Genomic DNA, 25,563 nt, shown 5'->3' on the forward strand with positions numbered 1-25,563 from the left:
AGGATCAGGACTCCTTGACCGCGATCGTCTCGACGGTGTTCGCCACGTGCTCGAAGGCGTCGCAGGCCGCCTCCAGCTCGTCGGCGACCTCCTTCATCTTCAGCACCGTGAGCGCGTCGTACTCACCGGAGAAGAGCCGCACGAGCAGCATCCGGTACGCCTGGTCCCCGTCGTTCTCCAGCCGGTTGCACTCGATCCAGTAGTCCTCGAGGTCCTTCATCGACTTCAGCCGCGGCATCGCCTCGGCGGTCAGCTTCGCCTGCTGGTCGAGCACGTTGACGAGCTCGTGCATCTCCCTGGGCAGCGAGGGGAGCTTCGTGAGGCCGTACAGGTAGAGGAGGTTCCCCACCGCCTCCAGGTGGTCCATCACGTCGTCGAGCAGCGAGCCCAGCCGGTAGATGTCCTCCCGGTCGAACGGCGTGATGAAGGTCGAGTTGATCTTCTTGTACAGGTCGTGGGTGATCTGGTCGCTGTCGTGCTCCACCTCGGTGAGCCGCTCGCTGACGGACTGCACCTCGACGCCCGGCAGGGCCAGCTCGTTCAGCAGCTCGGTGCCCCGGACCAGGTTCTGCGCGGCCCTGGTGAAGAGCTCGTAGAAGGCGCCCTCGGTGGGGCGGAAGGAAAACTTCACAGCACGGACCTCGTCGTGTCGGTGGAAGGGTGGCGACGCCTCCCGAGGCGCCTGCCCTGGGAATGCTAGGAAACGGCGGAGGGCGGAATTTCGCGGCCCACCCCTGGCCAGCCCGCATTCACTGGTCGTTCACCTGCCGTTCACCTCGACCGTCCCGTCAGCCACCGCTCCCCCAGCACGCAGCCGCTCGCGTTCCCGGGCGACGTCGAAACCGGCCGGCGGATACCCCAGGCGAAGAGTGTCGAACGTCTCATGGAGCAGATGAGCCACCGCCCAGTCGCGGTACCACTTGCGGTCGGCAGGCACCACGAACCAGGGCGCGGCGTCCGTGTCGCACCGGCCCAGCGCGTCCGCGTACGCCGCCTGGTAGTCGTCCCACCGGGCCCGGGCGTCGATGTCCGCGGGGTTGTACTTCCAGTGCTTACGCGGGTCGTCGAGGCGGGCGAGCAGGCGCGTGCCCTGCTCCGCGTACGAGATGTGCAGCAACACCTTGACCAGGGTCACCCCGTCGTCGGCCAGGTCCCGTTCGAAGGCGTTGATCTCGTCGTACCGGGCCCGCCACGTGGCCTCCGGCACGAGCGACGCCACCCGGGCCACCAGCACGTCCTCGTAGTGCGAGCGGTTGAAGATCCCCACGTACCCCGGCGGCGGGAGGGCCCGGCGGATCCGCCACAGGAAGTCGTGCCGCAGCTCCTCCGGAGTCGGCGGGCCGAACGAGCGGATGTGCAGGCCCAACGGGTTCATGGCGCCGGCCACCCGCTTGATCGTCCCGTCCTTGCCCCCGGAGTCCATCGCCTGGAGGACCAGCAGCACCCGCTGCGCCGGCGAGCCGGCGTGCCGCCCGGCCTCGGCGGCCTGCGCGGTGGCGTAGAGCATCTCCTGCTGTTGGGCCAGCTCCGCGCCCAGCAGGCCGACCTGCGCGCGGGCCCACGCCTTGCGGTGCTCCCCGGTGACCGCCCGGTCGGGCAGGCCCGGCGTCGACCGCGGGTCGACGGCGCCGAGGTCGACCGGTTCCGTGACGCGCAGCAGCCGTCGCATCGGCCCGGCGACCGGCAGCGTGATCTCCGTCTCCCGAGGTTGGCTCACCCTCGGATCATCACCCACCCGCCCCGGATCCGCCCGCCGAGCCGGGTGCCGCGATGCCCCTGTCACATCCCGGTCCCCGAAACTGTCCAGTGGGCGGGAGGATGTGCGCCAGGGCGACGTCATCCGGCGGGGAGGAGCGCGTGGTGCGGGATCTGGCGACGGAGTTCGAGGCCGAGCGAGGGCGGCTCCTGGCCGTGGCCCATCGGATGCTGGGCAGCCGGAGCGAGGCCGAGGACGCCGTGCAGGAGACCTGGTTGCGGTACGCGAACGCGCTCGCCGACCCCACCGCGCGGGACGAGGTCCGCGACCTGCGCGCCTGGCTGACCACCACCTGCGCCCGGATCTGCCTGGACGTGCTCCGCTCCGCCCGCGTACGCCGGGAGGCGTACGTCGGCGAGTGGCTGCCGGAGCCGCTCGTGACCCCGCTGGAGGGCTCGGGGGCCGACGGATTCGCGCCCGACCCCGCCGAGCGGGCGGTCCGCACGGAACAGCTCGGCACCGCGCTCATGGTGGTCCTCGAACGGCTCGCCCCCGAGCAGCGCGTCGCGTTCGTCCTGCACGACGTGTTCGCCGTGCCGTTCGCCCGGGTCGCCGAGGTGCTGGGCACCAGCGAGGTCTCCGCCCGGCAGCTCGCCTCCCGCGCGCGCCGGGCCGTCACCGGCCCGGACGCTCCCCGGCAGACGGCGGACCCGGCCGAGCAGCGGCGGGTCGTCGAGGCGTTCGTCGCCGCCACCGAGTCCGGAGAGCTGGCCCGGCTGCTCGAGGTGCTGGCCCCGGACGTGGTCTTCGTGGGCGACAGCGGCGGGCACTTCCCGGCCGCCCGCCGGCCGGTGGTCGGCGCGGAGGCGGTCGGCCGCTTCGCCCTGGGCCTGTTCGGCCGGGCCGGCCGCTACCGGCACCGCGTGCTGGCCCGGCCGGTGCTGGTCGACGGCGTGCTCGGGCTCCAGATCGAGACCGTGCACACCGACGGGCGTCCGCTGCGCATGGTGACCGCGTTCGCGGTGGACGACGGCCGGATCACCGCCGTCTACAACCAGCTCAACCCCGAGAAGGTCAGTGCGTTGCCCCCGCTCGACCCCGCGGAGGTGTGGCCGCCCCGGTGGTGAGCGTGGGGGCGGCGGCTCAGACGACCAGGGCCAGCCACTTCCGGTACGAGGTGGCGAACGGCTCGGTGCCGTCGCCGAGCGCGCCGAGGAGCCACCGCGCCGCCGCCTCCGCCTCGGTCACCAGCTCGTCCGGGTAGCCGAAGCGGGCCCGGTGCTCGGCGAACTCGTCCTCGTCGCGCAGCTCGACGACGCCGGTGGCGCGCCGGCGCACCACGTCGAGGTCGAGGTCGAAGAGGTGGACCGTGTCGTCGGACTCCCAGCGGGCCGGGCTCGCGATGTCGCAGTAGACCTCGCTGGTGCGCGGCGGAGGGTTGAACATGCCGGTCCACCAGGCGTGGTGCGGCACCAGGAGGACGAACGGGATCTGCTCCACCGAGGGCCGGCCGTGGTAGACCGACTTCGTGCCGGCGGGAACGCCGAGCCAGACGCCGAGATCGTCCTCGGTGAGCCGACGGGCCGGGTAGTCGCGGTGCGCGCTGCCGTCGTACTTGCGGTAGATCACACGGACCACGTCGCTCGGCATGAGTCGCACCCTAACCGATACCGCCCACTCGTCGTAGCGTCGGCGTAACCGGTCGGAACTCCGTGGCCGCCACGCGGCGGATCGGCGCCGCGGCTGTCGGCGGCGGCGGGTACCGTCGCACGGTGACCCCACCCCGCGCCGCCACCGGTTCCACCGCCCCGTCGGCCCGCGGGGGCCGGCGGCGGGGTGCCCGGCCGAGCGGCGCGGAGCTGCTCGCGGCGGCCGTGGGGGCCGTGCCCGGCGGCTCCGCCCGCCCCGGGCAGCAGGAGATGGCGACGGCCATCGAGGAGTGCGTGACCGCCCGCGAGCACCTGCTCGTCCAGGCGGGCACGGGCACCGGCAAGTCCCTGGCCTACCTCGCACCGGCGCTCACCGTCGACGGGCCGGTGGTGGTCTCCACGGCCACCCTGGCGCTGCAGTCCCAGCTGGTCGACCACGACCTGCCCCGGCTCGCCGACGCGGTCGAGCCGCTGCTCGGCCGCCGGCCCACGTTCGCGGTGCTGAAGGGGCGGCACCACTACCTGTGCCTCGCCCGGCTGGACAACTCGACCGAGGAGGAGCCGGAGGACGGCCTCTTCGACGCCCCGGCCGCCCGCCCGGCCGCCGGGAAATGGCTCGGTGAGGCGGGCCGGCTCGGCAAGCAGGTCCAGCGGCTGCGGGACTGGGCGGAGAAGACCGAGACCGGCGACCGGGACGAGCTGGATCCGGGTGTCGACGACCAGGCCTGGCGGCTGGTCTCCATGCCGGCCCGGGAGTGTGTGGGCGCGACCCGCTGCCCGTTCGGCGCCGAGTGCTTCGCCGAGGCGTCCCGGGCCCGTGCGCGGGAGGCCGACATCGTGGTCACCAACCACAGCCTCCTCGCGGTCGACATGCTGGCCGGGCGGCAGATCGTGCCGCCGCACAAGCTGCTCGTCGTCGACGAGGCGCACGAGCTGGCCGACCGGGTGTCCTCGGCCGCCCAGGCCGAACTCGTGCCGGAGCTGATCGACCGGTCCACCCGGCGGGCCCGCCCGCTGCTGCGACCGGAGACGGCCGACGCGCTCACGGCGGCCGGCGACGCCCTCGCCGTGGGGCTCGCCGAGGCACCCGCCGGGCGGATCACCGCCGGCCTGCCCGCGCCGCTGCGCGAGGCGTGCACGCTGCTCGACGCCGCGACCCGCGCCGCGCTCGACGCGATCGGCGACGTCAAGGCCGACGACCCCGATCCGGTACGCAAGCAGCAGGCCCGGGCGGCCCTCGACGAGCTCTCCACCACGGCCCAGCGGTTGCTGGAGGAGGACGAGCACGACGTCGCCTGGGTGGAGAAGTCCGACACCGGCAACCGGCGGGCGCTCGTGGTGGCACCGCTCTCGGTCGCCGGCACCCTCGCCACCCACCTCTACGAGGAGCGCACGGTGGTGGCCACCTCGGCCACCCTGACGCTGGGCGGTCGGTTCGACACCGTGGCCCGCGCGCTCGGGCTCGAGGCGCCGGCCCCGTCGCCACCGTCCCCGGCGGCGGCCGCGCTGGCCGCCTCCACGGCCCGTCGGGGGCGTCCGGCGGGTGCCGGTGCCACGGGCAGCGACACGCCGGGGCCCGCCGACGGCTCGGCGGCCCCGGCCACCAGCGGGCCGGGCTGGCGGTCACTGGACGTCGGCTCGCCCTTCGACTACGCCCGGCAGGGCATCCTGTACGTCGCCGCGCACCTGCCCCGGCCCAGCGTGTCCGGCCTGCCCGACGCGGCCGGTGAGGAGCTGCTCGCGCTGGTCGGGGCGCTCGGCGGGCGTACCCTCGGGCTCTTCTCCTCCCGGCGGGCCGCGCAGCAGGCCGCGGAGCTGCTCCGCGCGCGCACCGACCTGCCGGTGCTGCTCCAGGGCGAGGAGGCGCTGCCGCTGCTGGTCCGCCGGTTCCGGGAGGAGCGCGCCAGCTGCCTGTTCGGGGTGATGTCGCTCTGGCAGGGGGTGGACGTGCCGGGCGACTCCTGCCAGCTCGTGGTGATCGACCGGCTGCCCTTCCCGCGGCCGGACGAGCCGCTGGCGGCGGCCCGGGCCGCGGCCGTGGACGCGTCGGGCGGCTCGGGGTTCGCGGCGGTGAGCGTGCCGATCGCGGCGGTACGCCTCGCCCAGGGCGTGGGGCGCCTCATCCGCGCGACCGGCGACCGGGGTGTGGTCGCGGTGCTCGACTCGCGGCTGGAGACGGCACGCGGCTACGGCCCGTTCCTGCGCCGCTCGCTGCCGCCGTTCTGGTACACCACCCGGCGGGACGTCGTCCACGGCGCGCTGCAACGCCTCGCCGCCTCCTGAGCCGGCCCACAACGCCCGCGCGGCGCGGGTGGCCCCTCAGGGTGCCTGGGAGGCCACCACGACGGCGTCGGGCGGGGTGTCCGGCACCGTACGGGCCGCGAGGCGGCGGATGCCCGTGTTCAGCACGGCGATCAGCGGTACGGCGACCAGCGCTCCGGTGATGCCGGCGAGCACCACACCGGCCGCGATGCCGATGATCACGGCGAGCGGGTGGATGGCCACCGCGCGGCCCATGATCAACGGTTGGAGCACGTGCCCCTCGAGCTGCTGCACGCCGATCACGGCGCCCAGGATGATGAGGGCGGTCACCGGGCCGCTGTCGACGAGCGCGATCAGCACGGCCACGCCGCCGGAGAGCGCCGCACCGACGATCGGGATGAACGCCCCCAGGAAGACCAGCGCGGCCAGCGGGAACGCGAACGGGATGTCGAAGATCACCAGGAAGATGCCGATGCCCACGGCGTCGATGAAGGCCACCAGGACCGTGGCCCGGACGTAGGCCACGAGGGTGGCCCAGGAGGCGCGGCCGGCGTCGTCCACGCGCCAGCGGGCGGCCACCGGCAGCAGCCGGACCAGGAAACGCCAGATCTTGTTGCCGTCACGCAGGAAGAAGAACGTGGCGAACAGCACCAGCAGCGTCCCGGTCAGCACCTCGGCGAGCGTGGCGGCCGTGGTGGTCGCCGCGCTCGTGAACCGCTCGGTGTTCTGGCTGACCCACTGCTGACCCTCGTCGATGTAGCGGTCGAGCTGGCTGTCCGAGACGTGCAGAGGGCCGGTCTTGAGCCAGTTCTGGATCTGCCGGACGCCCTGCGAGGACTTCTCGCTCAGCTCCGGCACCCCGCGGATGAACTCGTTCACCACGAGGGTCAGCGTGCCGACCACCGCGGCCAGGCCGCCGACCAGCACCACCGCGGTCGCCAGCGAGCGGGGGAAGCGGGCCCGCAGCAGCCAGCCCACGGCAGGCGCCAGCAGCGCCGAGAGCAGCAGCGCGATGGCGAGCGGGATGATGACGATGCGGATGGTGCCGACGATCCGCAGCAGCGCCCAGGCCACGAGGCCGATCACGATGAGGCGCCACGACCAGGCGGAGGCGATCCGCAGCGCGTGCGGGACCTCGGCGTCGTCCCGGCTGGTGGTGCTCGACGACGTGGGCGGCGGGCCGGCCGGCGGCTCCCCGCCGACCACGGTGGCCGTCGGGGGCGCGACCGGGCCGGGCGAGGCCGGTGAGGCCACTCCGCCCTCCTCTCCGGCGTCGCCGGACGCCGCCCGACCGGACCGTACGGATGCCCGTCCCGACTCGTACGCGCGGCGGAGCCGGCCGCGTACCCGCTCGAAGCGGCTCAAGCGCACCTCCTGGCAAGACGACCGGTCAGCCCACGGCGACAGGTCGGACAGCATACGCCGGCCCCCGCCACCATAGGGCAGTTCCGCCACACATTGCCCCGGTCACCTGCCCGCCAACCGTCGGCGGCGGGCCGGGCGCGACGCGGTACCGTCTGCGGCGTGACCGCCGACAACAATCTCGACTCCGGCCTGCCGATCCGCCTGCTGCACGACCGCGTGCTGGTCCGGATGGACGGGAGCGAGGGCGAGCGCCGCTCCAGCGCCGGCATCGTGATCCCGGCGACCGCGGCGGTGGGCAAGCGTCTGGCGTGGGCCACCGCCGTCGGCGTGGGTCCGAACGTCCGCTCCATCGTCTCCGGCGACCGGGTCCTCTTCGATCCCGACGACCGCTCCGAGGTGGAGCTGCACGGCCGTGGCTACGTCCTGCTACGCGAACGCGACGTCCACGCCGTGGCCGCCGAGCGCGTAGAGAACGACGCCACGGGCCTCTACCTCTAGCGCGGACGCGGGGTTCGCCGCCCCGCACGTCGTTTGCGCCGCCCTCCTCCGGGAAGCCAGCCGCACCACCGGCCCTGGGGAGGGACGATGCCCGAATGGATCAGGAAGCTGCTGTTCTGGGGCTTCATCGCGTTCCTGATCTACTTCATGGCGTTCCGGCCGGACGGTGCGGCGAACATCTTCAAGGCGATCGGAGCGGGGCTCGTGGCGATGTTCCAGGGGCTCGGTGACTTCCTCACGAGCCTGATGACCTGACCTCGCCGCCCGGCCGGCCAGGCGCGCGAGGCGCTCAGGCGCGCCCGGGCCAGCCCGGCGGCGGACCGGGCCAGCCCGGCGTGGGCGGCAGCACCGGGTGGACGGGTGACGGGCCGCCGAGCACCACCGGGATCGGCACCACGGGCTCCTCCGGGGCGTCCACGGTGCGCTCGGAGCCGTCGGGGAACCGCAGGTGGTAGCGGTTGCCGTCCCAGACCCCGGTGGGCGCCTGCGGGTCCCGGCCGACGAAGAAGGACCGGTACGCCCCGATCGACTCCAGCAGCTCCCGTTCCTCGCGGGCCGTCCGCTCCCGGTCCGCCGGCTTGCGGTCCAGACCGCGCAACGACCCGTCGCGCAGCAGCGCCAGCCGGGTGGCCGCGAACTGGTAGCCGCGCATCGCGCGCACCCCGGCGTCCCCGGCGACCCGACGCGCCCACGTACGGGCCGCGTGCCGCCGGCCGAGGCTGCTCAACGCCGCGACCTCCGGCGGGCTCAGCCAGCCGGCCCGGACGTAGTCCGGCAACCGCCGCTCGGTGAGCCGCCCCTCCCAGGCGCGCAGCCACACCGCCAGCCCCACCATGCCGAAGAAGATCGGCACCATCACCCCGATGAACCCGTACAGCATGATCAGCGCCTGGCCCGTCGCCTGGCTCAGCGTCGGCAACAGGTTCCACGTGCCGTGCAGCATCATGGCCACCAGCAGGCCGGCGATCGGGGCCAGCACCCGGACGCGCCGGTCGGGCGAGCGGGCGGCGATGCCCAACCCCACACCGGTCATCGAGGTGAAGAGCGGGTGGGCGAACCCGAACAGCAGGATCCGGACGATGAAGATGGCGATGACCTGCTGCGCACCGGTCGCCGGCCCGAACCGCTCGGCGCCGGACGCGAAGCCGTACCCACCGAGGTAGAGGATGTTCTCGACCATGGCGAAGCCGATCGCGGACAGCCCGCAGTAGACGAGGCCGTCGGTGATGCCGGACCATTCCCGCCGCCGGAAGACGAGCAGCAGGATCGGCCCGAGTGCCTTCGTGGTCTCCTCGATGAACGGCGCCACGAGCACGCCGGTGAGTGCCGCCGGCAGCCCCGCGTCGGCGATCCGGGCGGCGGCGAAGTCGTTGACCGTCAGCGAGGCGGCCGTGGAGACGAACGCGCCCCAGGCGAAGCAGAAGATGAGGTACTTCAGGGGCTCGGGCTCGTACCGGTCGAGCCACAGGAAGCAGGCGACCAGCACGGGCACCGGGAGGATGGCGGCCACCACGCCGATCAGCAGCGCCTGGGCGCCGATGTTCTCGCCGATGGTCCAGACCATGAAGACCGCGCACGCGGCGATGAAGAGCACCACCCCGCCGAACACCAGGGGCCGCCGCCAGCGGCGTCGGCGTCGCAGCATCTGGGGGACGGGACCGGACGCGGGCGGGGCGGAAGGCACGGTCGGCGACGGCGGCGTTCCGCCGGGCGGGGTGTCGGCCATGCGGTCAGCGTAGCCAGCCCGGACCGGCTGGTTCGGGCGCATCGGCAGCCGCTATGCTGCCGGCAGGTCACGAGCGCCAGCGTCAAGCCCCGGCTTGCTGGCCGGCAACCCTCGTCGAGGTTCGCGGTGGGGTGCCCCGGGTGATGACCGGGCCCGGCCCCGATTCGTGTGCCGGGCAAGCGCGGACCCCGTCCCGACGCCGACCCGGGGTCCCTGGCCCCGGAGGTTCCGGCATGTCCGTCACCCTCGTACCCGTATCGCCCGCTCCGTCGACCGCCCGGGCCGCCGCCCGGCCGCTCGACGTGCTCGGCGTACCGGGTGAGATCAACCTGGACTACGCGGCCACCGCGCCGTGCTCGCGGGCCGCGGCCGACGCGGTGGCCGCGCTGCTGCCGTGGTACGCGAGCGTGCACCGCGGCGCCGGTGCCCTCTCCCGCCGCTGCACCCTCGCCTACGAGCGGGCCCGGCAGACGGTCGGCGACTTCTTCGGCGCCCGGGCCGACGACCACGTGATCTTCACGCGCAACACGACCGACGCCCTGAACCTGCTGGCCCGGGCGTTGCCCGCCGGCACTGCCGTGGTCACGTTCGCCGCCGAGCACCACGCCAACCTCCTGCCCTGGCCGCGCGGCTCGGTCCGGCTGCCCGTGCCCGCCGACGCGGGCGACGCGGTCCGTGCGCTGGACGCGGCGCTCGCCGAGCTGCGCCGCGCCGGCAATCCGGGGCTGCCGGTGCTGGTCGCGGTCACCGGGGCCAGCAACGTGACCGGCGAGCGCTGGCCGGTGGCCGAGCTGGCCCGCGTGGCCCACCGCCACCGGGCCCGGATCGCGCTGGACGCCGCGCAGCTGGCCCCGCACGCGCCGGTGGACCTGCTCGCCCTCGACGTCGACTACCTCGCCGTCTCCGGTCACAAGCTCTACGCCCCGTTCGGCGCCGGCGCGCTGATCGGGCGGGCCGACTGGCTGGACGCCGCCCCGCCGTACCTGGCCGGGGGCGGGGCCACGAGCCGGGTGGGGGCGGGCACCCACGAGGTCGACTGGGCGGTGGGGCCGGCGCGGCACGAGGGCGGCACGCCGAACCTGCTCGGCGCGGTGGCGCTGGCCGCGGTGTGCGACGCCCTCGCCGACGCGGACCGGGCCGCGCTGCACGACGAGGAGCAGCGGCTGCTCGGCCGGCTGCGGGACGGCCTCGCCGCCCTGCCGCACGTCGTGGAGCTGCGTACCTTCGGCCCCGACGCGCCCCGCGTGGGCATCTTGTCGTTCGCGGTGGCCGGCCGGGACTCCGCCGACGTGGCGGCCGTACTGGCTCGCGATCACGGCATCGGGGTGCGGGACGGCCTCTTCTGCGCCCACCCGCTGGCGCGGCGGCTGCTCGCCGAGGCGGCCGCGCGTACCGGACGGCGGAATCTGCCGCCGACCGCGCTGCGCGCCAGCATCGGCCTCGGCAGCACGGAGGAGCACGTCGACCGGCTGCTGGCGGCCCTCGCCACGCTCGGGTGAGCCCGGTTCTTAGCCGACCGGGGGCGCGGTGGGCGGCTTCGGCGCTCCGGCCGGCTCGGGCCCCGCGCCCCGGGGCCCCTCCTGGCCGCCGAACGACTGCCGGATCAGCCGGTTCGCCTCCTCCTGCTCGATCCCGGAGGCCACCAGCAGGTCGCTCGCCGCGGTACGCACCTGCGCGACCACCACACTGCCGGAGAAGCCCACCCCGGCGGCGTAGGCCCGCCCGGCCTCGCTGACCGCGCGCAGCGACCGCTCCCGGGCCTTCTCCGGCTCGTCGCCCACCGCGAACTCGTGCTTGAGCAGGCGGACCGCCTCGGCCAGGTCGGACACCGCGTCCGGCATCGGTTCGGGGACCGGCTCCTCGTCCTCGATGAGGGTGACCGAGCGGCGGATGAGGGTGCCGCTGTTGCGCATCGCCCGGTCGATGGGGTCGGCCGCCTCCGCGTAATGGGCCAACTCGTTCCGGCGGTGCCAGCGCGCCGGCGAGAGCGTCGTGGTCTCCTTCGCCCCCTCGATCGCCTCCGTGAAGGTGTTCAGTTCCTCCTTGTTGTTGCGCAGCCGGTCCAACGCCCGCTGCACCTTCGCCCGGTCCCGCTCCCGCAACCCGTCGGCGGTGGCGTCGAGCTGGGCGGCGAGCAGGTCCAGCGCCGGTCGGGCCGCCCGGTTGAGCACCCGCAGCGGGTTGAGCGGGAACAGCACAGAGGTCACCAGCAGGGCGATGCCACCGCCAACGGCGGCGTCGACGAACCGGGGTATCTCCAGGTTCTGGGTGGACGGGCTCAGGGTCACGATCAGTACGGCGGTCGCGGCCGCCTGGATCACGACGGCCACGCTCGCGCCCGCGAAGATCGTCAGCAGGATGGCCGCGGTCACCACGAGCCCGAGCTGCCAGGCTCCGGTGCCGACCAGGTAGATCAGCCCGTCCCCGAGCGCCACCCCGATCGCCACCCCGGCGATCAGCTCGACGGTGCGGCGGAACCGCTGGCCGACCGAGGCCGCCAGGGTGCCGACCGCCGAGATCGGCGCGAAGACCGGCTGCGGGTTGCCGAGCAGCCGGTGCGACACCAGGTAGGAGAGAGCCGCCGCGATCCCCGCCTGCACCGCCAGCCCCGCGGCCATCCGTACGCGGTGCAGCCGGTCGTGGAACGTCGCCTTGCTGCGATGGCGGAGCTCGTCCACCGCGTCCGCGATGCGCTCGCTGTCGACGTCGGCCAGCCCTCGGCTCAGCTTCTTGGGGTGCACGCGCGACAGGCGTCCACGCCCCCGAGCCACGGCCATAGCCGGTACTACCCGCAGCACGCCGGGTGAATCCTCCCGGTGCGGTGGGGACCGCCGGTGCGGCAGACTCGTCGGGTGCCTGATCTTCTCGACCGCTGGCGGGCCGCGGCCACGGGTGCCGGCGCGGCCGGCCCGGGGCTGACCGACGCCGGTGACGAGCTGGTGCGCCGCTGGCGGGAGCCGCACCGGCACTACCACACGATCGACCACCTGCGCGCCGTGCTCGACGTGGTCGACCGGTACGCCGGGCTGGCCGACCGGGCGGACCTGGTGCGGCTGGCCGCCTGGTGCCACGACGCGGTCTACAACCCGCGGGCCGCCGGCGACGCCAACGAGCGGGACAGCGCCGACCTGGCCGGCCGCCTGCTCGCCGGGGTCGGCCTGCCGCCCGCCGCGGTGACCGAGGTACGGCGGCTCGTCCTGCTCACCGCCGGGCACGAGGTCGCCGCGGGCGACGCCGACGGCGCGCTGCTCTGTGACGCCGACCTCTCCGTGCTCGCCGCGCCCGAGCCGGCGTACGACCGGTACGCGGCCGCGGTCCGGCGCGAGTACGCCCACGTGCCCGACGCGGACTTCCGGGCCGGCCGAGCGAGGGTGCTCCACGGCCTGCTGGCCCTGCCCACCCTGTTCCGCCTCCCCAAGCTGCACGAGCAGTGGGAACAACGAGCCCGCGCGAACCTGACAAGAGAACTAGCCGCCCTGACCCGCCCTTGACCCCGGCGATCATGCAGTTGTGGTGGGCCGCGAAAGGTGCTTATGCGGTCGGGCCGGGCACCACAAGTCCATGATCGGCGGGCCGGGGGCGGGGCCGCGACAGGTGCTTCGGCCGGCGCAGGCCCGCCTCCCGGAGCAGCCGGACCAGCTCGCGGCTGGGCACGACCCGCGCACCGAGCCAGACCGCCATCGCGAACCGCTCGGCGGGCAGGTCGTAGTGGTCGCGGTCGAAGCCGCGCCGGGGCGCGCCGAGCGCCTCCGCGAACGCGTGCAACTCGGCATAGGAGACGTCGCTGACGAGATGGGACCAGAGCCGGCCCCGGGACGGCCAGCCGGGCCGGTCCAGGTAGAGCATGCCCACCAACCTAGCCCGGCCTTGTCGATCATGTTGATGATCGGCGGCCGGGCACCTAGCCTCTCCAGCATGGCCGGATCCCCCCTCATCGACGACCTGCGCGCCGCGCTCGGCGAGAGCGCCGTGCTGACCGACCCGGACCTGCTGCGCATGCACGAGCGCGACGAGGCCGACCTCTGCGCGGCCGGCACCCCGCTCGTCGTCACCCGGCCACACAGCACCGAGGAGGTCGTCGCCGTGGTCCGGGCGGCCGGGAGGTACGGCGTACCCGTGGTGCCGCAGGGCGCGCGGACCGGCCTCGCCGGCGCGGCCAACGCGGTCGACGGCGCCGTGGTGCTCAGCACCGTCGCCATGGACGAGATCCGGGAGATCGACCCGGTGAGCCGCATCGCGGTGGTGCAGCCGGGCGTGGTGAACGCCACCCTCGCCGCGGCCGTCGCGAAGCAGGGCCTCTGGTACCCGCCGGACCCCGGCTCCTGGGAGTCGTCGACGATCGGCGGGAACGTCGCCACGAACGCGGGCGGCATGTGCTGCGTCAAGTACGGCGTCACCACCGAGTACGTGCTGGGCCTCGAGGTGGTGCTCGCCTCGGGCGAGGTGCTGCGTACCGGCCGGCGGACCGCCAAGGGAGTGGCCGGCTACGACCTCACCCGGCTCTTCGTCGGCTCCGAGGGCACCCTCGGCGTCGTCACCGAGGTGACCGTGGCGCTGCGTCCCGCCCCCGCGGAGTCGCTCACCCTGGTCGCGGTCTTCCCGTCGACCGCGGCGGCCGGCACCGCGGTGGCCGAGATCGCCGCCCGCGGGCTCAGCCCGAGCCTGCTGGAACTGCTGGACCAGACCCACCTGCGGGCCATCGAGGCGTACCAGCCGATGGGTCTCCGCACCGACGCCCAGGCCCTGCTGCTGGCCGCCGCCGACACCGGCACCCGCGCGGCCGACGACCTGGCCGCCCTCGCCGAGGTCTGCGAGTCGGCCGGCGCGGACGAGGTCTACGCTGCCACCGACGCCGTCGAGGCTGCCGCCCTGCTGCAGGCCCGCCGCCTCGCCCACCCGGCCATGGAGAAGTTCGCGGCGGACGCGTACCCGGGCGGCAACGGCGGCCTCGTCATCGACGACGTGGCGGTGCCGCGCGGCGCGCTCGCCGCTCTGCTCGACGGGGTGGCCCGCATCGCCGCCGAGTGCGAGGTGCCGATCGGCGTGGTGGGCCACGCCGGCGACGGCAACATGCACCCCAACATCGTGGTGGACCGGGCCGACCCGGCCAGCCTGGAGCGCGGCCGGCGGGCTTTCGACGAGATCATGAAGCTCGGTCTGGACCTGGGCGGCACCTGCACCGGCGAGCACGGGGTGGGGCTGCTCAAGCGGGACTGGCTGGCCCGGGAGATCGGGCCGGTCGGCGTACGCGTGCAGCAGGCCATCAAGGCGGCGCTGGACCCGACCGGAATGCTGAACCCCGGCAAGGTGCTCTGAGCCGGCACGGGTGACGCCCGGCGCGCGGTGCCGCCCGGCGGATCAGCCCTTCAGCTCGGCGGGCGTGGCCTGGGTGAGCAGCAGGAGGATCTCGCCGGCGATCGCCGGTCGGGCGGCGCCCGGGCAGTCCTGGGACGTGATGGGGCCGGCGGCGGTGAGCAGGCTGGAGGTCAACGCGTCGATGCAGGTGGCCCGGTAGCGCCGTGCCGCGTCGGTCTCCCCCGCCAGCGCCGGGTCGGCGAGCAGCTGCTGCAACCGGCTCACCTGCTCGGCGTCGAGAGCGCCGGTCGAGTTGACGCCGTCGCCGGCGCAGTCGAAGCACTTCCACGCGCCGTCGCGTTCCACCCGCAGGGTACGCAGTGGACCGTTACCGCCGACCTGCTGCACCAGCGTGACCTGGCCATCGCCCACGGTGGTCGGGGCGTCCGGCCCCGGCAGGCCGGCGGCCGCGTCGCTCGCCGCGGATGTGTCCTCGGTGGTCGCCGCGTGACCCAGGGAGCATCCGGTCAACGCGGCAGCCAGCACCGCGCCGAGGAGAGGGACGAGCAGACGTGAACGAGAACGAACCACTCGCCGGAAGCTACAGCACCGTAGGTTGCGCCTGGTAGCCCTACACCTCGGTAGCTTATGGCGGTCAGGACGACAGCTCGGCCGGGTCGCCGTCACCGCCCCGGTCCGCGGCGTACCCCCGGACGTCGGGGGCGCCGAGCCGGGCCGCGTCGGCCGCCACGTCGTCCGGCATGAGCTGGGACTGCCGCTCCGCCTCGACCCGGGCCCGGTAGTGCTCGACCTCACGCGCCCGGCGCGCGGCGTCCCAGCCGAGCACCGCCCCCATCAGCTCGGCGGCGTGCTCTGCCGAGTCGACGCCGCGGTGGCTGGTCTCGAAGGAGATCCGCGTACGCCGGGTGAGCACGTCCTCCAGGTGCAGCGCCCCTTCGGCGCGCGCCGCGTAGGTGACCTCGGCGGCCAGGTACTCCGGCGCACCGGCCAGCGCGGTGCCGAGCAGCGGCTCGGCGTCGATCAGCGCGAGCAGGTCGAGGGTCAGCGTCCCGTACCGCTCCAGCAGGTGCTCGACCACGCCGACCGGGACGCCGTGCCGGCGGGCCAGGTCGGCCCGGTCCCGCCACATCGCCGGGTACCCGTCCGCGCCAAGCAGCGGCAGGTCCGCGGTGCGCGACGGGCGTACGCCGCCGAGCCTCCGCGCGGCCCGGTCGACCACGTCCGAGGCCATCACCCGGTACGTCGTGTACTTCCCGCCGGCGACCAGCAGCAACCCGAGCATGGGCTCGACGACGGCGTGCTCCCGGGAGAGCTTCGAGGTGGAATCGGCCTCCCCTGCCAGCAGCGGGCGCAGCCCCGCGTACACGCCCTCGATGTCGGCCGTGGTGAGCGGCCGGTCCAGGACGGTGTTGACCTGGTCGAGCAGGTAGTCGATGTCGCGCGCGGACGCGGCCGGGTGCGAGCGGTCCAGCCGCCAGTCGGTGTCGGTGGTGCCGATGATCCAGTGCCCGCCCCACGGGATGACGAAGAGCACGCTGGTGGCGGTGCGCAGGATCAGCCCGGCCTCGCCGGTGATCGCCGACCGCGGCACCACCAGGTGCACGCCCTTGGACGCGCGTACCCGCATCCCGGGGCGCAGCCCGACGTCGTTGAGCATCCGCGACATGTCGTCGCTCCACACGCCGGTGGCCGCGATGACCGTACGCGCCCGTACCTCGAACTCAGCGTCCGGCGACCCGGCCGGCGCCTCCAGGTCGCGCACCCGGACGCCGGTCACCTCCCGCGCCTGCCGGATCAGGCCAACGGCGCGTGCGCTGCTCACCACGGTGGCCCCGAGGCTCGCCGCGGTGCGGGCCAGCGTCACCACGAGCCGGGCGTCGTCGACCTGCCCGTCGTAGTAGCGGATCGCCCCGGCCAGGGCGTCCGCCCGCAGGCTCGGGAAGATCCGCCGCGCGCCCTCGCGGGTCAGGTGCCGGTGCAGGGGCATGCCCCGACCGGTGCCGAAGAGGCCGGCGAAGACGTCGTACGCGGCGACGCCGGTGCCGTAGTAGGAACGGCGGAAGGTCCGAGCGGGCAGGTCGCGCAGCCCCCGGCCGGCCGGCAGCGGCACGAGGAACGGCACCGGCCGTACGAGGTGCGGCGCGAGCCGGGTGGCCAGCAGCCCCCGCTCGGTGAGCGCCTCGTGCACCAGGTGGAACTCCAACTGCTCCAGGTAGCGCAGCCCGCCGTGGATGAGCTTGCTGGACCGGCTGGAGGTGCCGGCCGCGAAGTCCCGCGCCTCGACGAGGGCCACCTTCAACCCTCGGGAGGCCGCGTCCAGGGCGGCGCCCGCCCCGGTCACCCCGCCACCGATCACCAGCACGTCGAACCGTTCCGCGCGGAGTCGGCGCAGGTCGTCGGCACGCCGATCGGGCGACAGCCGGCCGGCTACGGATCGGGACACGTTGGGGTCGCGCACCCGTCCACCGTAACCGCCAAGACCATCCGTCGGCACGTACGCGTCGACGCCTCGCGTCCCAGCGCCGCGGCCACGGCACTGGCCACCGCCGTGATCGACTCCGGATCGCCGATGTGGCGGGGTCCCGGTGTGGTCGACACCGCCACCTCGCCGAGCTGGTGTGGATCACGATCGCGTGGCCGGTCGTCGCGGCGTCCGCCCGCCCCGGGGGAGGGCCGGCGTCGGTGCCTCGTCGTACTGTTTCTCAATGCAGGCCGTACCCCCGCCCTGGGCGGACGCCCGCCCGCCCGCCGCCCCCCGCCCCGGGCCCTGGCCGGTGGTGGCGGCGGTGCTGACCGGCTGCTGGATCGTCGCCGTCACCGTGTTCGGGCAGGCGGCCGGCTGGCTGGTCGACCAGCTGCTGCTCGGCCTCGGCCGGGACCGCGCGGTGTGGCTCTGGCCGGCCGTGAGCCTGCTGACCGTGGTGCTGGTCGGGACGCCCACCGTGCTGCTCGCCCTCCTGCCCCGCTCGGCCGCGGTCCGCGCCACCGGTCGCGCCTGGCTGGTCGGCGTCCTGCTGCTCGGCCTGTTCGGGCTGCTCCGGGCCGTCCCGCCGGTGCACCACGAGGCGTACCTCGCGGGCCTTGCCGCGATGGCCGTCCTGGCCGCGCTCGTGCTGCGCCGGCTCGCCCGCCGCCCCACGACGCCGGCCGGCACACCCCCGGCCGCCTCCCGCACGGACGGCCCCGGCGCAGTCAGCCCCCCCACGCACGGCACGGACGGTCCCGGCGCAGTCAGCCCCCGCACAGACGGCACGGACGGTCCCGGCGACTCGTCCGGTCGCGACGCGGGAGACAGTCCCGGCGCTACCGGCCCGGCGCGGCGTGCGCGCTTCCGGCCCGGTCCCGTCACGTTGCTCGCGATGGCGGCCGGGTTCGCGCTGCTGCTGCCCTGGGCCTGGCTCGGTGCGCTGGGCGGGTTGCTGGAGACCGTCCTCGCCGCGCTCGCCGCCGCGGCCCTCGGGGCGGTGGCCGGAGTGCTGCTCGACAGCGCCTTTTGGGACCGGTTCGCGGTTGGCGACCAGCCCCGGCCCGCCCGCCTCGTGCTCGTGGGCGGCCTGGTCGCCGGGGTGGCGCTGCTCCTGATCGCCGCCGGCGCCGGCCAGTCCGGCGCGCAACTGCCCGCCCTCGTCACCCTGCCTCCGGCCGGGTTCGCGCTGGCCACGCTCCACGCGGCCGCCCGCCGCCGGCACCCGGCCGGCCGGATCCCCGCCGGGCCGGCCCGGTGGCTGGTCGGGCTCGCCGCGTTCGGGCCGCTGGCCTTCGCCGATCCCGAGGAGATCACCCTGCTTCTGGCCGGGAGCCGGGACGTGCCGTTCTGGGTGGCGGTCGCCGCCGGTGCCGGGCTCGCGGTCGCGCTGCTGGTCGCCGTCACGTACGGCGTGCTGCTCGCCCGGCCGCGCGGTCGCACCCCGCGCCGGCGGACGGCGGCCGTCACCGCCGCGGTGCTGCTGGTGGCGCTCGCCGCGGTCGACGCGGGACCGGGGCAGCCCGGCCTGTACGGCGAGCGGCTGTTCGTGGTGCTGCGCGAGCAGGCCGACCTGAGCGGCCTACCGGCCGCCGCGCCGGGGCGGGCCGGTCGGGACGCGCGGGCGGCCGAGGTGTACCGGCGGTTGGTCGCCACCGCCGACCGTACGCAGGCCGGGCTGCGCCGCGACCTCAACCGGTTGGGGCTGCGCCCCACGCCGTACTACCTGGTCAACGCGATCGAGGTGGACGGTGGGCCGGCGGTGCGGGCGTGGCTCTCCGGCCGGCCGGAGGTGGCCCGGGTGCTGGTGAGCCAGCGGCTGCGTCCCCTGCCCGCGCCGGCCGGCACCACCCGGGGCACCGACCCCGCCCCGACCGGCCCGGAGTGGAACATCCGCCGGATCGGCGCCGACCAGGTCTGGTCGCAACTGGGGGTGACCGGCACCGGCATCGTGATCGGCAGCTCGGACTCCGGTGTGGACGGCCGGCACCCCGCGCTGGCGGACGGGTTCCGGGGCGGCGACGACTCCTGGTTCGACCCGTGGGACGGCACCCGCTCGCCCACCGACGCGGGCGGGCACGGTACGCACACCCTCGGCAGCGCGGTCGGGCGCGGCGGCATCGGGGTCGCCCCGGGGGCCCAGTGGGTCGGCTGCGTGAACCTGGACCGCAACCTGGGCAGCCCGGCGCACTACCTGGACTGCCTCCAGTTCATGCTGGCCCCGTTCCCGCTCGGCGGCGACCCGTTCACCGCCGGTCGTCCCGAGCGGGCCCCCGACATCCTCACCAACTCCTGGGGCTGCCCGGGCATCGAGGGCTGCGACGCGGGCGTGCTCCGGCCGGCCACCGCCGCCCTCGACGCCGCCGGCATCTTCGTGGCGGCCGCGGCCGGCAACACCGGCCCCTGGTGCGCGTCGATCGACGACCCGCCCGCACCGTATCCGGATGTGCTGACCGTGGGCGCGGTGGACGCGGAGGACCGGGTGGCGGAATTCTCCTCCCGGGGGCCGGCCCCGGGCGGCGCCCCGAAGCCCGACGTGCTGGCCCCGGGCGTCGGGGTGCGCTCGGCGATGCCGGGTGGCGGGTACGGCACACTCGACGGCACGTCGATGGCGACGCCGCAGGTGGCCGGCGTCGTGGCGCTGATGTGGTCGGCCAACCCGTCGCTCGTCGGCGACGTCGATCGGACCCGGCGGCTGCTCCGGGAGACCGCCACCCCGGCCACGCCGACCTACCGGGCGAGCGATCCGGCGGACGCGTGCGGAGGGCTGGCCGACATCACGGGCGCGGGGGTTGTGAACGCGTACGCGGCCGTGCGGGCCGCCCGCTGACCCGGCGGGATCTTGCGCGCACCCGTACCCGGTGATCTAGGGTCGGCCACCATGGACGCGGAGATCGAGATCGCCGACCTGGCCCCCGGTTCGGCGGCGGCCGCCAGCCGGCTCTGCGAGCAGGCGCTGGACCTGCCGGAGGACGCCGCCGAGGCGACCGTGATCGTGGACGCGGTGTGGACCCGGGCCGCGGCCGACCGGCCGGTCGTGGCCGTCGGCGCGTACCGGGGGGCGGAGCTGGCCGGCGTACTCGTCGGCTCGATGTCCGGGACCGATCAGCGGCTCGGGCACGTGGACCTCCTGGCGGTCGCGCCGGAGCACCGCCGCCGCGGCACCGGCCGGGCGCTGCTGGCCGCCGCGGAACGGCGGCTCGCCGGGCTGGGCGCGAGCGAGGTGCTCCTCGCCGGTAATCCGCCCTACTACGCGTGGCCCGGCATCGACGTCCGCTACACGCCCGCGGTCTGCGCGGCGCTCGCGCTCGGCTACCGGCAGGACCGGACGGCGTGGAACATGACAGCCGACCTGTCGTACGACGGGTCGCCCGCACTGCGGTCGACCGAGGCCGCGGAGCACCGGCTCGCCGCGCAGGGGATCACGGTGCGCCGGGCGGAGCCGGCCGACCTGCCGGCGCTGGTCGCGCTCGCCCGTGGCACGTTCGGCGGTACGTGGGACGCCGAGCTGGCCGGATCGGTGGGCCGCCCGGGGGCCGGCTGCCACCTGGCCGAACGCGACGGCGAGGTGGTCGCCTTCGCCGCGTACGGGTCGTCCCGGCCGAGCTGGTTCGGTCCGATGGGCACCGCCCCGGCGGCCGAGGGTTCGGGGATCGGCGGGGTGCTGCTACGCCGCTGCCTGGCCGATCAGCGGGCGGCCGGGCACGATTCGGCCCAGATCGGCTGGGTGGGCCCGGTACCGTTCTACTCGCGCAGTGCGGGCGCGCGGATCGAGCGCGTCTTCTTCCTGTACCGGAAAGCGCTCGAAATTCAATAACGGGCGAATAGGATATAGACCTAGATAACGCCATTCGCCCGCATCTGCCATTCCGGCCCCCTACCGTTTCGGTAGAGGAGGCAGCCATGACCACGGACGACGAACAGACCGACGACGTCGCGCCCGTCACCTGGACGCCGGTCGGCCATCTCCCCGGCCACTTCCCGATCGACCGGCTCGACTACGGCGACGCCGAGCAGCTCGCGGAGATGGCCGACGCCGGTGAGCCACTGACCGAGGAACCGATCGAGATGGTGGACGCGCCGATCCAGCTGCGCGCCCCGTACGACCCGGCGCAAAAGCGCCGCAACCAGCGCCCACTACCAACCTGACGGGCCCCGCCGCGTCGGCGCCCGTCGATCATGCAGTTGTGGTGCCCCGCAAAAGGGGCATAGCCGGGTCTTTCGCCCACCATAACTGCATGATCGACGGGGGTCACCGGGTCAGCGCGCATACGGAAAGGGGCGGACCGCGTCAGCGGCCCGCCCCTTCTCCGGTTGGAACTGGACTCAGAAGTCCATGTCCCCGCCACCCGGGCCAGCCGGGGCGGCCGGGGTCTTCTCCGGCTTGTCCGCCACGACGGCCTCGGTGGTGAGGAACAGCGCCGCGATCGACGACGCGTTCTGCAGCGCCGAGCGCGTCACCTTGGCCGGGTCGATGATGCCCGCGGCCAGCAGGTCCACGTACTCGCCGTTGGCGGCGTTGAGGCCGTGGCCCGCCTCCAGGTTGCGGACGTGCTCGACGACCACGCCGCCCTCGAGGCCGGCGTTGACGGCGATCTGCCGCAGCGGGGCGTCCAGCGCGATCTTGACGATCTGGGCGCCGGTCGCCTCGTCACCGGTCAGGTCCAGCTTGTCGAAGGCGGTCTTGCCGGCCTGCACCAGCGCGACGCCACCACCCGGGACGATGCCCTCCTCGACGGCGGCCTTCGCGTTGCGGACGGCGTCCTCGATGCGGTGCTTGCGCTCCTTCAGCTCGACCTCGGTGGCCGCGCCGACCTTGATCACCGCAACACCGCCGGCCAGCTTGGCCAGGCGCTCCTGCAGCTTCTCCCGGTCGTAGTCGGAGTCGCTCTTGTCGATCTCGGCCCGGATCTGGTTGACCCGGCCCTGGATCTGCTCGGCGTCACCGGCGCCGTCGACGATCGTGGTCTCGTCCTTGGTCACCACGACCTTGCGGGCCCGGCCCAGCATGTCGAGGCTGACGGCGTCGAGCTTGAGGCCGACCTCCTCGCTGATGACCTGGCCACCGGTGAGGATGGCGATGTCGGTGAGCATGGCCTTGCGGCGGTCACCGAAGCCCGGCGCCTTGACGGCGACGGACTTGAAGGTGCCGCGCACCTTGTTGACCACCAGCGTGGCCAGGGCCTCGCCCTCCAGGTCCTCGGCGATGATCAGCAGCGGCTTGCCCCCCTGCATGACCTTCTCGAGGATCGGGAGCAGGTCCTTCACCGACGAGATCTTGCTGTTGACGATCAGGATGTACGGGTCGTCGAAGACGGCCTCCATACGCTCCGGGTCGGTCATGAAGTACGCGGAGATGTAGCCCTTGTCGAAGCGCATACCCTCGGTGAGCTCCAGCTCCAGGCCGAAGGTGTTGCTCTCCTCGACGGTGATGACGCCTTCCTTGCCGACCTTGTCCATCGCCTCGGCGATGATCTCGCCGACGCTGGTGTCGCCGGCCGAGATGGAGGCGGTGGAGGCGATCTGCTCCTTGGTCTCCACGTCCTTGGCGAGCTTCAGCAGCTCCTCCGAGACGCTGGCCACGGCGGCCTCGATGCCCCGCTTCAGGGCCATCGGGTTGGCGCCGGCGGCCACGTTGCGCAGGCCCTCGCGAACCAGGGCCTGGGCCAGGACGGTCGCCGTCGTCGTGCCGTCACCGGCCACGTCGTCGGTCTTCTTGGCGACCTCCTTGACCAGCTCCGCGCCGATCTTCTCGTACGGGTCCTCGAGCTCGATCTCCTTGGCGATGCTCACACCATCGTTGGTGATGGTGGGGGCACCCCACTTCTTCTCGAGCACGACGTTGCGGCCCTTGGGGCCGAGCGTCACCTTCACGGCGTCGGCGAGCTGGTTCATGCCCCGCTCGAGGCCGCGGCGCGCCTCTTCGTCGAACGCGATCATCTTGGCCATACGGCGTTGTCCTCCTGGACACTCACGGGCCACCCGAGTGTGTGTCCCGGATGGGCCGCCTGGTGTACGCACCTTGGAACGTCGCCCTCATGTGACGGCGACGTCTCCTCGGCCGGGCCGGATAGCCCGCGACGACCGGCCACGTGCCCCACCGGCGGCTTGTCCCGCCCGTGTGGCCGCGGCCCCACCGCCCCGACCTTTGGCACTCGCGGCTTGCGAGTGCCAATGACTTGTTTAGCACTCTCCCCTGCCGAGTGCAAGCACGACCAGACCGGTCAGCCGAGTTCCGCGACGAGTCCGGCGCTGTTCACCGGGCCCTCATGGGCACGCTGCTCGGCGTACGTCACCACGAACCCCACGAGTTGCACGAGCTGGACGGGGAGCGTCAGCACCGCGGTGAGCGCGAGCACCACCACCGCGCCGATCGCCGTGCCCGGCGCCGCGAGCGGGTCGAGCCCGAGCGGCGCGGTGGCGGCCCCCTGCACGAGGCCGACGACCAGGCTGCCGACGAGCACCACGGCCGCCACGAGCGCCACCCGTCCCAGCAGCAACCCCAGCCGTTGGTGGAACATCCGGAACGACCGCCCGATCGGGTTCTGCCGCTCGAACAGGTAGATCGGCCCGACCATGCTGAGCGCGAAGGCGAGGTAGATGCCGGGGATGACGCAGAAACACACGCCGATGGCGATGATCACGCCGCTCAGCAGCGTCCAGCCCCAGAGCCCGAGCGCCCGGCGCAGGCCGTAGCGCAACGCGGCGCCCACGTCGACGGGCTGGCCGGCGGCCTGACGGGCCAGCGTCCAGGTGCCCGCCGCCCAGCCGATGCCCTGCACGAACCCGATCAGCACGCCGCCGCCCACGGACACCAGGAGGACGGTGGCCAGATCCTGGAAGAAGGTGTCGGGCAGCGCGGCCGGGTCCTGGACGGTGGAGGCCTCCCACCGCGCGGTCGGGTCGACGCCGAGGCTGACCACCGACAGCACGGCGGCGGGCAGCGCCTGGGTGAGCAGGAGGATGGGGAGCAGGACCCGCCAGCCACGCTGGATCGCGCCCACGAGGCGCTCGTACCAGCCGTTCAGACGCGCGCCGGGCGGCGTGACCAGCGGGTCGGCCGGGTCGATACCGGGCGGGTACCAGCCGGCGGGCGGCCCGGGATACCAGGGCGGCCCGCCGTACGGGCCGGCAGCCGGCGGGTAGCCGCCGGGGTGACCGGGGGCCGGGTACCCCCATCCCTGGTGCGTCGGGGCACCCGAGGGATCCCACGGCGGAGGCGTGCCCGGACCCCATGCCGGGGGCGCCGCCGGGTCCCAGGGGGGCGGGGTGGCCGGAGCGGCGCCGTACGGGGGACCGGCGGCACCGGACGCCGTGGGGTCGGCGCCGTACGGCGGACCGGACGGGCTCGACCAGCCCGGATGCGGACCGGACGGGTCGGGCTGGCCCGGAGGCGGGGCGGCCGGGGGCGGCTGGTCGGACATGAACCCTCCTCAGCGAAGCTGGAACGGCTCACGATCTTCCTGGCTCAGGTGCCCGCGGCGCAGCCCCGTAACGGGGGTTTTCCCGGCGACGAGCGTGCGGGACGGGCCGCTCAGGCGATGACGCGCACCCGCTCCGCCTGCGGGCCCTTCTGCCCCTGGGCGATCTCGAACTCCACCCGCTGGCCGTCGTCCAACGCCTTGTAGCCGTCCATCTCGATCGCGGAGAAGTGGACGAAGACGTCCTGCCCGCCGTCGACGGCGATGAAGCCGTAGCCCTTTTCGGCGTTGAACCACTTCACGGTGCCCTGTGCCACGGTGCACTTCCTCACTCTGCGCGGCGCTTCCTACCCGAGCGCGCGGGCACGGCCGGGCGCTCGGAAACCACCGTTTTCCGCGATCGGCGACGGCCGCTGAATCCGGTGACCGAAATCGCACGCTACACGAGGTGTGACGGCGGCGCACGATCACAAAATGGGCAAATGCCACCGATGAACGGCGGGAAACCATCGTCCACCGTCGCTGTGGTAGGCATGCGGGCATGACGAGCGTTCCGGACGGCCCCCACCCCACCCGGGCCGAGATCCGGCGCGTACGCCCCGTCGACGCCGCGCGGATGCGGGCCCTGCGGCTGGAGATGCTCGCCGACGCGCCGCTGGCGTTCCTCGAGACCCTGGCCGACGCGGCCGCCCGCCCGCACGCCGAGTACGCCGCCCGGGTCGCGGCCACCTCGACCGGCTCGCAGACCGCGCAGTTCATCGCCGATCCCGGCGGCCGGCTCGTGGGGCACGCCGGCGGCACGGTCACGCCGACCGAGCCGGGACTGACCGTCGTCTACGCGGTCTACGTGACGCCCACGTGGAGGGGCAGCGGGCTGCTCGGCGACCTGGTCGACGCGGTGGCCGCCTGGTCGCGTGCGTGCGGCCGGCCCGAGCTGATGATGGAGGTCGTGGTCGGCAACGACCGGGCCTATCGGGCGTACCAGAAGATCGGCTTCGTCGACACCGGGGTCCGGGTGCGGCACCCCACCGTCCCGGCGCTGACCGAACTACAGATGCGCCGCCCCGCCTGAAGCAGCGCCCGCCGACCCCGGGCTCGCCCGGACGGCGGCGCCCCCACGACGGCAACCCTGACCGGCGGGGACCCCGGGCCGGGGTCCCCGCACG

The 25,563-nt window shown here is 74.4% G+C and carries 22 protein-coding genes, 2 pseudogenes and 1 riboswitch; of the genes and pseudogenes, 12 read left to right on the forward strand and 12 right to left on the reverse strand.

The features are described from left to right. Nucleotides 1–4: 4 nt before the first annotated feature. Together D7193_RS20520 and D7193_RS20525 are read right to left on the reverse strand one after the other, a co-directional pair. Nucleotides 5–631 carry a DUF47 domain-containing protein gene (locus tag D7193_RS20520; RefSeq protein WP_120781102.1) on the reverse strand — a complete coding sequence of 209 codons (627 nt, stop codon included), beginning with the start codon at nucleotides 629–631 and terminating at the stop codon, nucleotides 5–7. Nucleotides 632–760: 129 nt separating this feature from the next. After that, the gene (locus tag D7193_RS20525; RefSeq protein WP_120781400.1) at nucleotides 761–1,669 is read right to left on the reverse strand and encodes a PPK2 family polyphosphate kinase; all 909 of its coding nucleotides are present in this window, start codon (nucleotides 1,667–1,669) and stop codon (nucleotides 761–763) included. 191 nt (nucleotides 1,670–1,860) lie between these two features. On the opposite strand from D7193_RS20525, the gene sigJ reads away from it, so the two are divergent. Further along, the gene (gene sigJ / locus D7193_RS20530) at nucleotides 1,861–2,823 is read left to right on the forward strand and encodes an RNA polymerase sigma factor SigJ (RefSeq protein ID WP_120781401.1); all 963 of its coding nucleotides are present in this window, start codon (nucleotides 1,861–1,863) and stop codon (nucleotides 2,821–2,823) included. A 16-nt stretch (nucleotides 2,824–2,839) separates the two neighbouring features. Here the strand turns inward: sigJ and D7193_RS20535 are convergent, their stop codons facing one another. Further along, nucleotides 2,840–3,346, reverse strand: coding sequence for a DUF402 domain-containing protein (locus tag D7193_RS20535; protein ID WP_120781103.1), 507 nt, complete (start codon nucleotides 3,344–3,346; stop codon nucleotides 2,840–2,842). Between the two features lie 122 nt (nucleotides 3,347–3,468). Here D7193_RS20535 and D7193_RS34900 point away from each other — a divergent pair. Both D7193_RS34900 and D7193_RS34905 read left to right on the forward strand, forming a co-directional pair. Then, a pseudogene (locus D7193_RS34900) lies at nucleotides 3,469–4,821 on the forward strand (ATP-dependent DNA helicase); the annotation flags it as partial. A gap of 114 nt (nucleotides 4,822–4,935) precedes the next feature. Next, nucleotides 4,936–5,628: pseudogene (locus tag D7193_RS34905) on the forward strand (ATP-dependent DNA helicase); the annotation flags it as partial. 36 nt (nucleotides 5,629–5,664) lie between these two features. Here the strand turns inward: D7193_RS34905 and D7193_RS20545 are convergent. Continuing rightward, nucleotides 5,665–7,026 carry an AI-2E family transporter gene (locus D7193_RS20545; protein WP_120781104.1) on the reverse strand — a complete coding sequence of 454 codons (1,362 nt, stop codon included), beginning with the start codon at nucleotides 7,024–7,026 and terminating at the stop codon, nucleotides 5,665–5,667. Nucleotides 7,027–7,131: 105 nt separating this feature from the next. Here D7193_RS20545 and D7193_RS20550 point away from each other — a divergent pair, with 105 nt between their 5' ends. Together D7193_RS20550 and D7193_RS33740 are read left to right on the forward strand one after the other, a co-directional pair. Further along, on the forward strand, nucleotides 7,132–7,470 hold the full coding sequence (locus tag D7193_RS20550) for a GroES family chaperonin (protein WP_120781105.1): 339 nt from the start codon (nucleotides 7,132–7,134) through the stop codon (nucleotides 7,468–7,470). A gap of 87 nt (nucleotides 7,471–7,557) precedes the next feature. Then, the gene (locus tag D7193_RS33740) at nucleotides 7,558–7,725 is read left to right on the forward strand and encodes a hypothetical protein (RefSeq protein ID WP_165947321.1); all 168 of its coding nucleotides are present in this window, start codon (nucleotides 7,558–7,560) and stop codon (nucleotides 7,723–7,725) included. Between the two features lie 34 nt (nucleotides 7,726–7,759). Here D7193_RS33740 and D7193_RS20555 read toward each other — a convergent pair whose 3' ends face one another. Beyond that, a complete protein-coding gene (locus D7193_RS20555) occupies nucleotides 7,760–9,238 on the reverse strand; it encodes a PrsW family intramembrane metalloprotease (RefSeq protein WP_120781106.1) in 1,479 nt (492 codons plus the stop codon). Between the two features lie 23 nt (nucleotides 9,239–9,261). Continuing rightward, nucleotides 9,262–9,384, forward strand: a riboswitch (SAM riboswitch). Nucleotides 9,385–9,429: 45 nt separating this feature from the next. Here D7193_RS20555 and D7193_RS20560 point away from each other — a divergent pair. Beyond that, nucleotides 9,430–10,695: an aminotransferase class V-fold PLP-dependent enzyme gene (locus D7193_RS20560; RefSeq protein ID WP_120781107.1), complete on the forward strand. Its 1,266-nt coding sequence runs from the start codon at nucleotides 9,430–9,432 to the stop codon at nucleotides 10,693–10,695. Between the two features lie 9 nt (nucleotides 10,696–10,704). Here the strand turns inward: D7193_RS20560 and D7193_RS20565 are convergent, their stop codons facing one another. Then, nucleotides 10,705–11,967, reverse strand: a complete 1,263-nt coding sequence (locus D7193_RS20565; protein WP_120781403.1) for an FUSC family protein — start codon at nucleotides 11,965–11,967, stop codon at nucleotides 10,705–10,707. Nucleotides 11,968–12,048: 81 nt separating this feature from the next. Here D7193_RS20565 and D7193_RS20570 point away from each other — a divergent pair, with 81 nt between their 5' ends. Beyond that, nucleotides 12,049–12,687: an HD domain-containing protein gene (locus tag D7193_RS20570; RefSeq protein ID WP_120781108.1), complete on the forward strand. Its 639-nt coding sequence runs from the start codon at nucleotides 12,049–12,051 to the stop codon at nucleotides 12,685–12,687. Nucleotides 12,688–12,727: 40 nt separating this feature from the next. On the opposite strand, the gene D7193_RS20575 is transcribed toward D7193_RS20570, so the two are convergent. Then, nucleotides 12,728–13,042, reverse strand: a complete 315-nt coding sequence (locus D7193_RS20575) for a DUF4031 domain-containing protein (protein ID WP_120781404.1) — start codon at nucleotides 13,040–13,042, stop codon at nucleotides 12,728–12,730. Between the two features lie 69 nt (nucleotides 13,043–13,111). Between D7193_RS20575 and D7193_RS20580 the strand changes: the two genes are divergently transcribed. Next, nucleotides 13,112–14,512 (forward strand): FAD-binding oxidoreductase, encoded by a 1,401-nt coding sequence (locus D7193_RS20580; RefSeq protein WP_120781109.1) that lies wholly within the window; start codon nucleotides 13,112–13,114, stop codon nucleotides 14,510–14,512. A 42-nt stretch (nucleotides 14,513–14,554) separates the two neighbouring features. Here the strand turns inward: D7193_RS20580 and D7193_RS20585 are convergent, their stop codons facing one another. Together D7193_RS20585 and D7193_RS20590 are read right to left on the reverse strand one after the other, a co-directional pair. Next, the gene (locus tag D7193_RS20585; protein ID WP_120781110.1) at nucleotides 14,555–15,082 is read right to left on the reverse strand and encodes a hypothetical protein; all 528 of its coding nucleotides are present in this window, start codon (nucleotides 15,080–15,082) and stop codon (nucleotides 14,555–14,557) included. A 64-nt stretch (nucleotides 15,083–15,146) separates the two neighbouring features. After that, the gene (locus tag D7193_RS20590; protein ID WP_120781405.1) at nucleotides 15,147–16,955 is read right to left on the reverse strand and encodes a glycerol-3-phosphate dehydrogenase/oxidase; all 1,809 of its coding nucleotides are present in this window, start codon (nucleotides 16,953–16,955) and stop codon (nucleotides 15,147–15,149) included. A 262-nt stretch (nucleotides 16,956–17,217) separates the two neighbouring features. On the opposite strand from D7193_RS20590, the gene D7193_RS20595 reads away from it, so the two are divergent. The 3 genes from D7193_RS20595 to D7193_RS20605 all read left to right on the forward strand — a co-directional run bounded on the left by D7193_RS20595 (nucleotide 17,218) and on the right by D7193_RS20605 (nucleotide 21,125). Continuing rightward, on the forward strand, nucleotides 17,218–19,806 hold the full coding sequence (locus D7193_RS20595) for a S8 family serine peptidase (protein WP_120781111.1): 2,589 nt from the start codon (nucleotides 17,218–17,220) through the stop codon (nucleotides 19,804–19,806). A 51-nt stretch (nucleotides 19,807–19,857) separates the two neighbouring features. Next, entirely contained in the window at nucleotides 19,858–20,793 is a 936-nt protein-coding gene (locus D7193_RS20600; protein ID WP_120781112.1) for a GNAT family N-acetyltransferase, read from the forward strand. 86 nt (nucleotides 20,794–20,879) lie between these two features. Further along, complete coding sequence (locus D7193_RS20605; RefSeq protein WP_120781113.1) at nucleotides 20,880–21,125, forward strand: hypothetical protein; 246 nt, start codon at nucleotides 20,880–20,882, stop codon at nucleotides 21,123–21,125. 177 nt (nucleotides 21,126–21,302) lie between these two features. Here the strand turns inward: D7193_RS20605 and groL are convergent, their stop codons facing one another. The 3 genes from groL to D7193_RS20620 form a co-directional block, all read right to left on the reverse strand. Then, nucleotides 21,303–22,925 (reverse strand): chaperonin GroEL, encoded by a 1,623-nt coding sequence (gene groL, locus D7193_RS20610; RefSeq protein ID WP_120781114.1) that lies wholly within the window; start codon nucleotides 22,923–22,925, stop codon nucleotides 21,303–21,305. Between the two features lie 275 nt (nucleotides 22,926–23,200). Next, nucleotides 23,201–24,400 (reverse strand): hypothetical protein, encoded by a 1,200-nt coding sequence (locus tag D7193_RS20615; protein WP_120781115.1) that lies wholly within the window; start codon nucleotides 24,398–24,400, stop codon nucleotides 23,201–23,203. A gap of 110 nt (nucleotides 24,401–24,510) precedes the next feature. Further along, nucleotides 24,511–24,714 carry a cold-shock protein gene (locus D7193_RS20620; RefSeq protein ID WP_013288855.1) on the reverse strand — a complete coding sequence of 68 codons (204 nt, stop codon included), beginning with the start codon at nucleotides 24,712–24,714 and terminating at the stop codon, nucleotides 24,511–24,513. 224 nt (nucleotides 24,715–24,938) lie between these two features. Between D7193_RS20620 and D7193_RS20625 the strand changes: the two genes are divergently transcribed. Continuing rightward, nucleotides 24,939–25,469, forward strand: a complete 531-nt coding sequence (locus D7193_RS20625) for a GNAT family N-acetyltransferase (RefSeq protein ID WP_120781116.1) — start codon at nucleotides 24,939–24,941, stop codon at nucleotides 25,467–25,469. Nucleotides 25,470–25,563: the final 94 nt, after the last annotated feature.

Origin of the sequence: Micromonospora costi (assembly GCF_003626655.1) — a bacterium.
Classification (GTDB): domain Bacteria; phylum Actinomycetota; class Actinomycetes; order Mycobacteriales; family Micromonosporaceae; genus Micromonospora; species Micromonospora costi.

Coding starts and splice junctions, on each gene's coding strand:
- D7193_RS20525 (WP_120781400.1), bottom strand. CDS start 1,669: ATGCGACGGCTGCTGCGCGTCACGGAACCGGTCGACCTCGGCGCCGTC.
- D7193_RS20535 (WP_120781103.1), bottom strand. CDS start 3,346: ATGCCGAGCGACGTGGTCCGTGTGATCTACCGCAAGTACGACGGCAGC.
- D7193_RS20545 (WP_120781104.1), bottom strand. CDS start 7,026: ATGCTGTCCGACCTGTCGCCGTGGGCTGACCGGTCGTCTTGCCAGGAG.
- D7193_RS33740 (WP_165947321.1), top strand. CDS start 7,558: ATGCCCGAATGGATCAGGAAGCTGCTGTTCTGGGGCTTCATCGCGTTC.
- D7193_RS20555 (WP_120781106.1), bottom strand. CDS start 9,238: ATGCGCCCGAACCAGCCGGTCCGGGCTGGCTACGCTGACCGCATGGCC.
- D7193_RS20560 (WP_120781107.1), top strand. CDS start 9,430: ATGTCCGTCACCCTCGTACCCGTATCGCCCGCTCCGTCGACCGCCCGG.
- D7193_RS20575 (WP_120781404.1), bottom strand. CDS start 13,042: ATGCTCTACCTGGACCGGCCCGGCTGGCCGTCCCGGGGCCGGCTCTGG.
- D7193_RS20580 (WP_120781109.1), top strand. CDS start 13,112: ATGGCCGGATCCCCCCTCATCGACGACCTGCGCGCCGCGCTCGGCGAG.
- D7193_RS20595 (WP_120781111.1), top strand. CDS start 17,218: ATGCAGGCCGTACCCCCGCCCTGGGCGGACGCCCGCCCGCCCGCCGCC.
- D7193_RS20600 (WP_120781112.1), top strand. CDS start 19,858: ATGGACGCGGAGATCGAGATCGCCGACCTGGCCCCCGGTTCGGCGGCG.
- D7193_RS20605 (WP_120781113.1), top strand. CDS start 20,880: ATGACCACGGACGACGAACAGACCGACGACGTCGCGCCCGTCACCTGG.
- groL (WP_120781114.1), bottom strand. CDS start 22,925: ATGGCCAAGATGATCGCGTTCGACGAAGAGGCGCGCCGCGGCCTCGAG.
- D7193_RS20615 (WP_120781115.1), bottom strand. CDS start 24,400: ATGTCCGACCAGCCGCCCCCGGCCGCCCCGCCTCCGGGCCAGCCCGAC.
- D7193_RS20625 (WP_120781116.1), top strand. CDS start 24,939: ATGACGAGCGTTCCGGACGGCCCCCACCCCACCCGGGCCGAGATCCGG.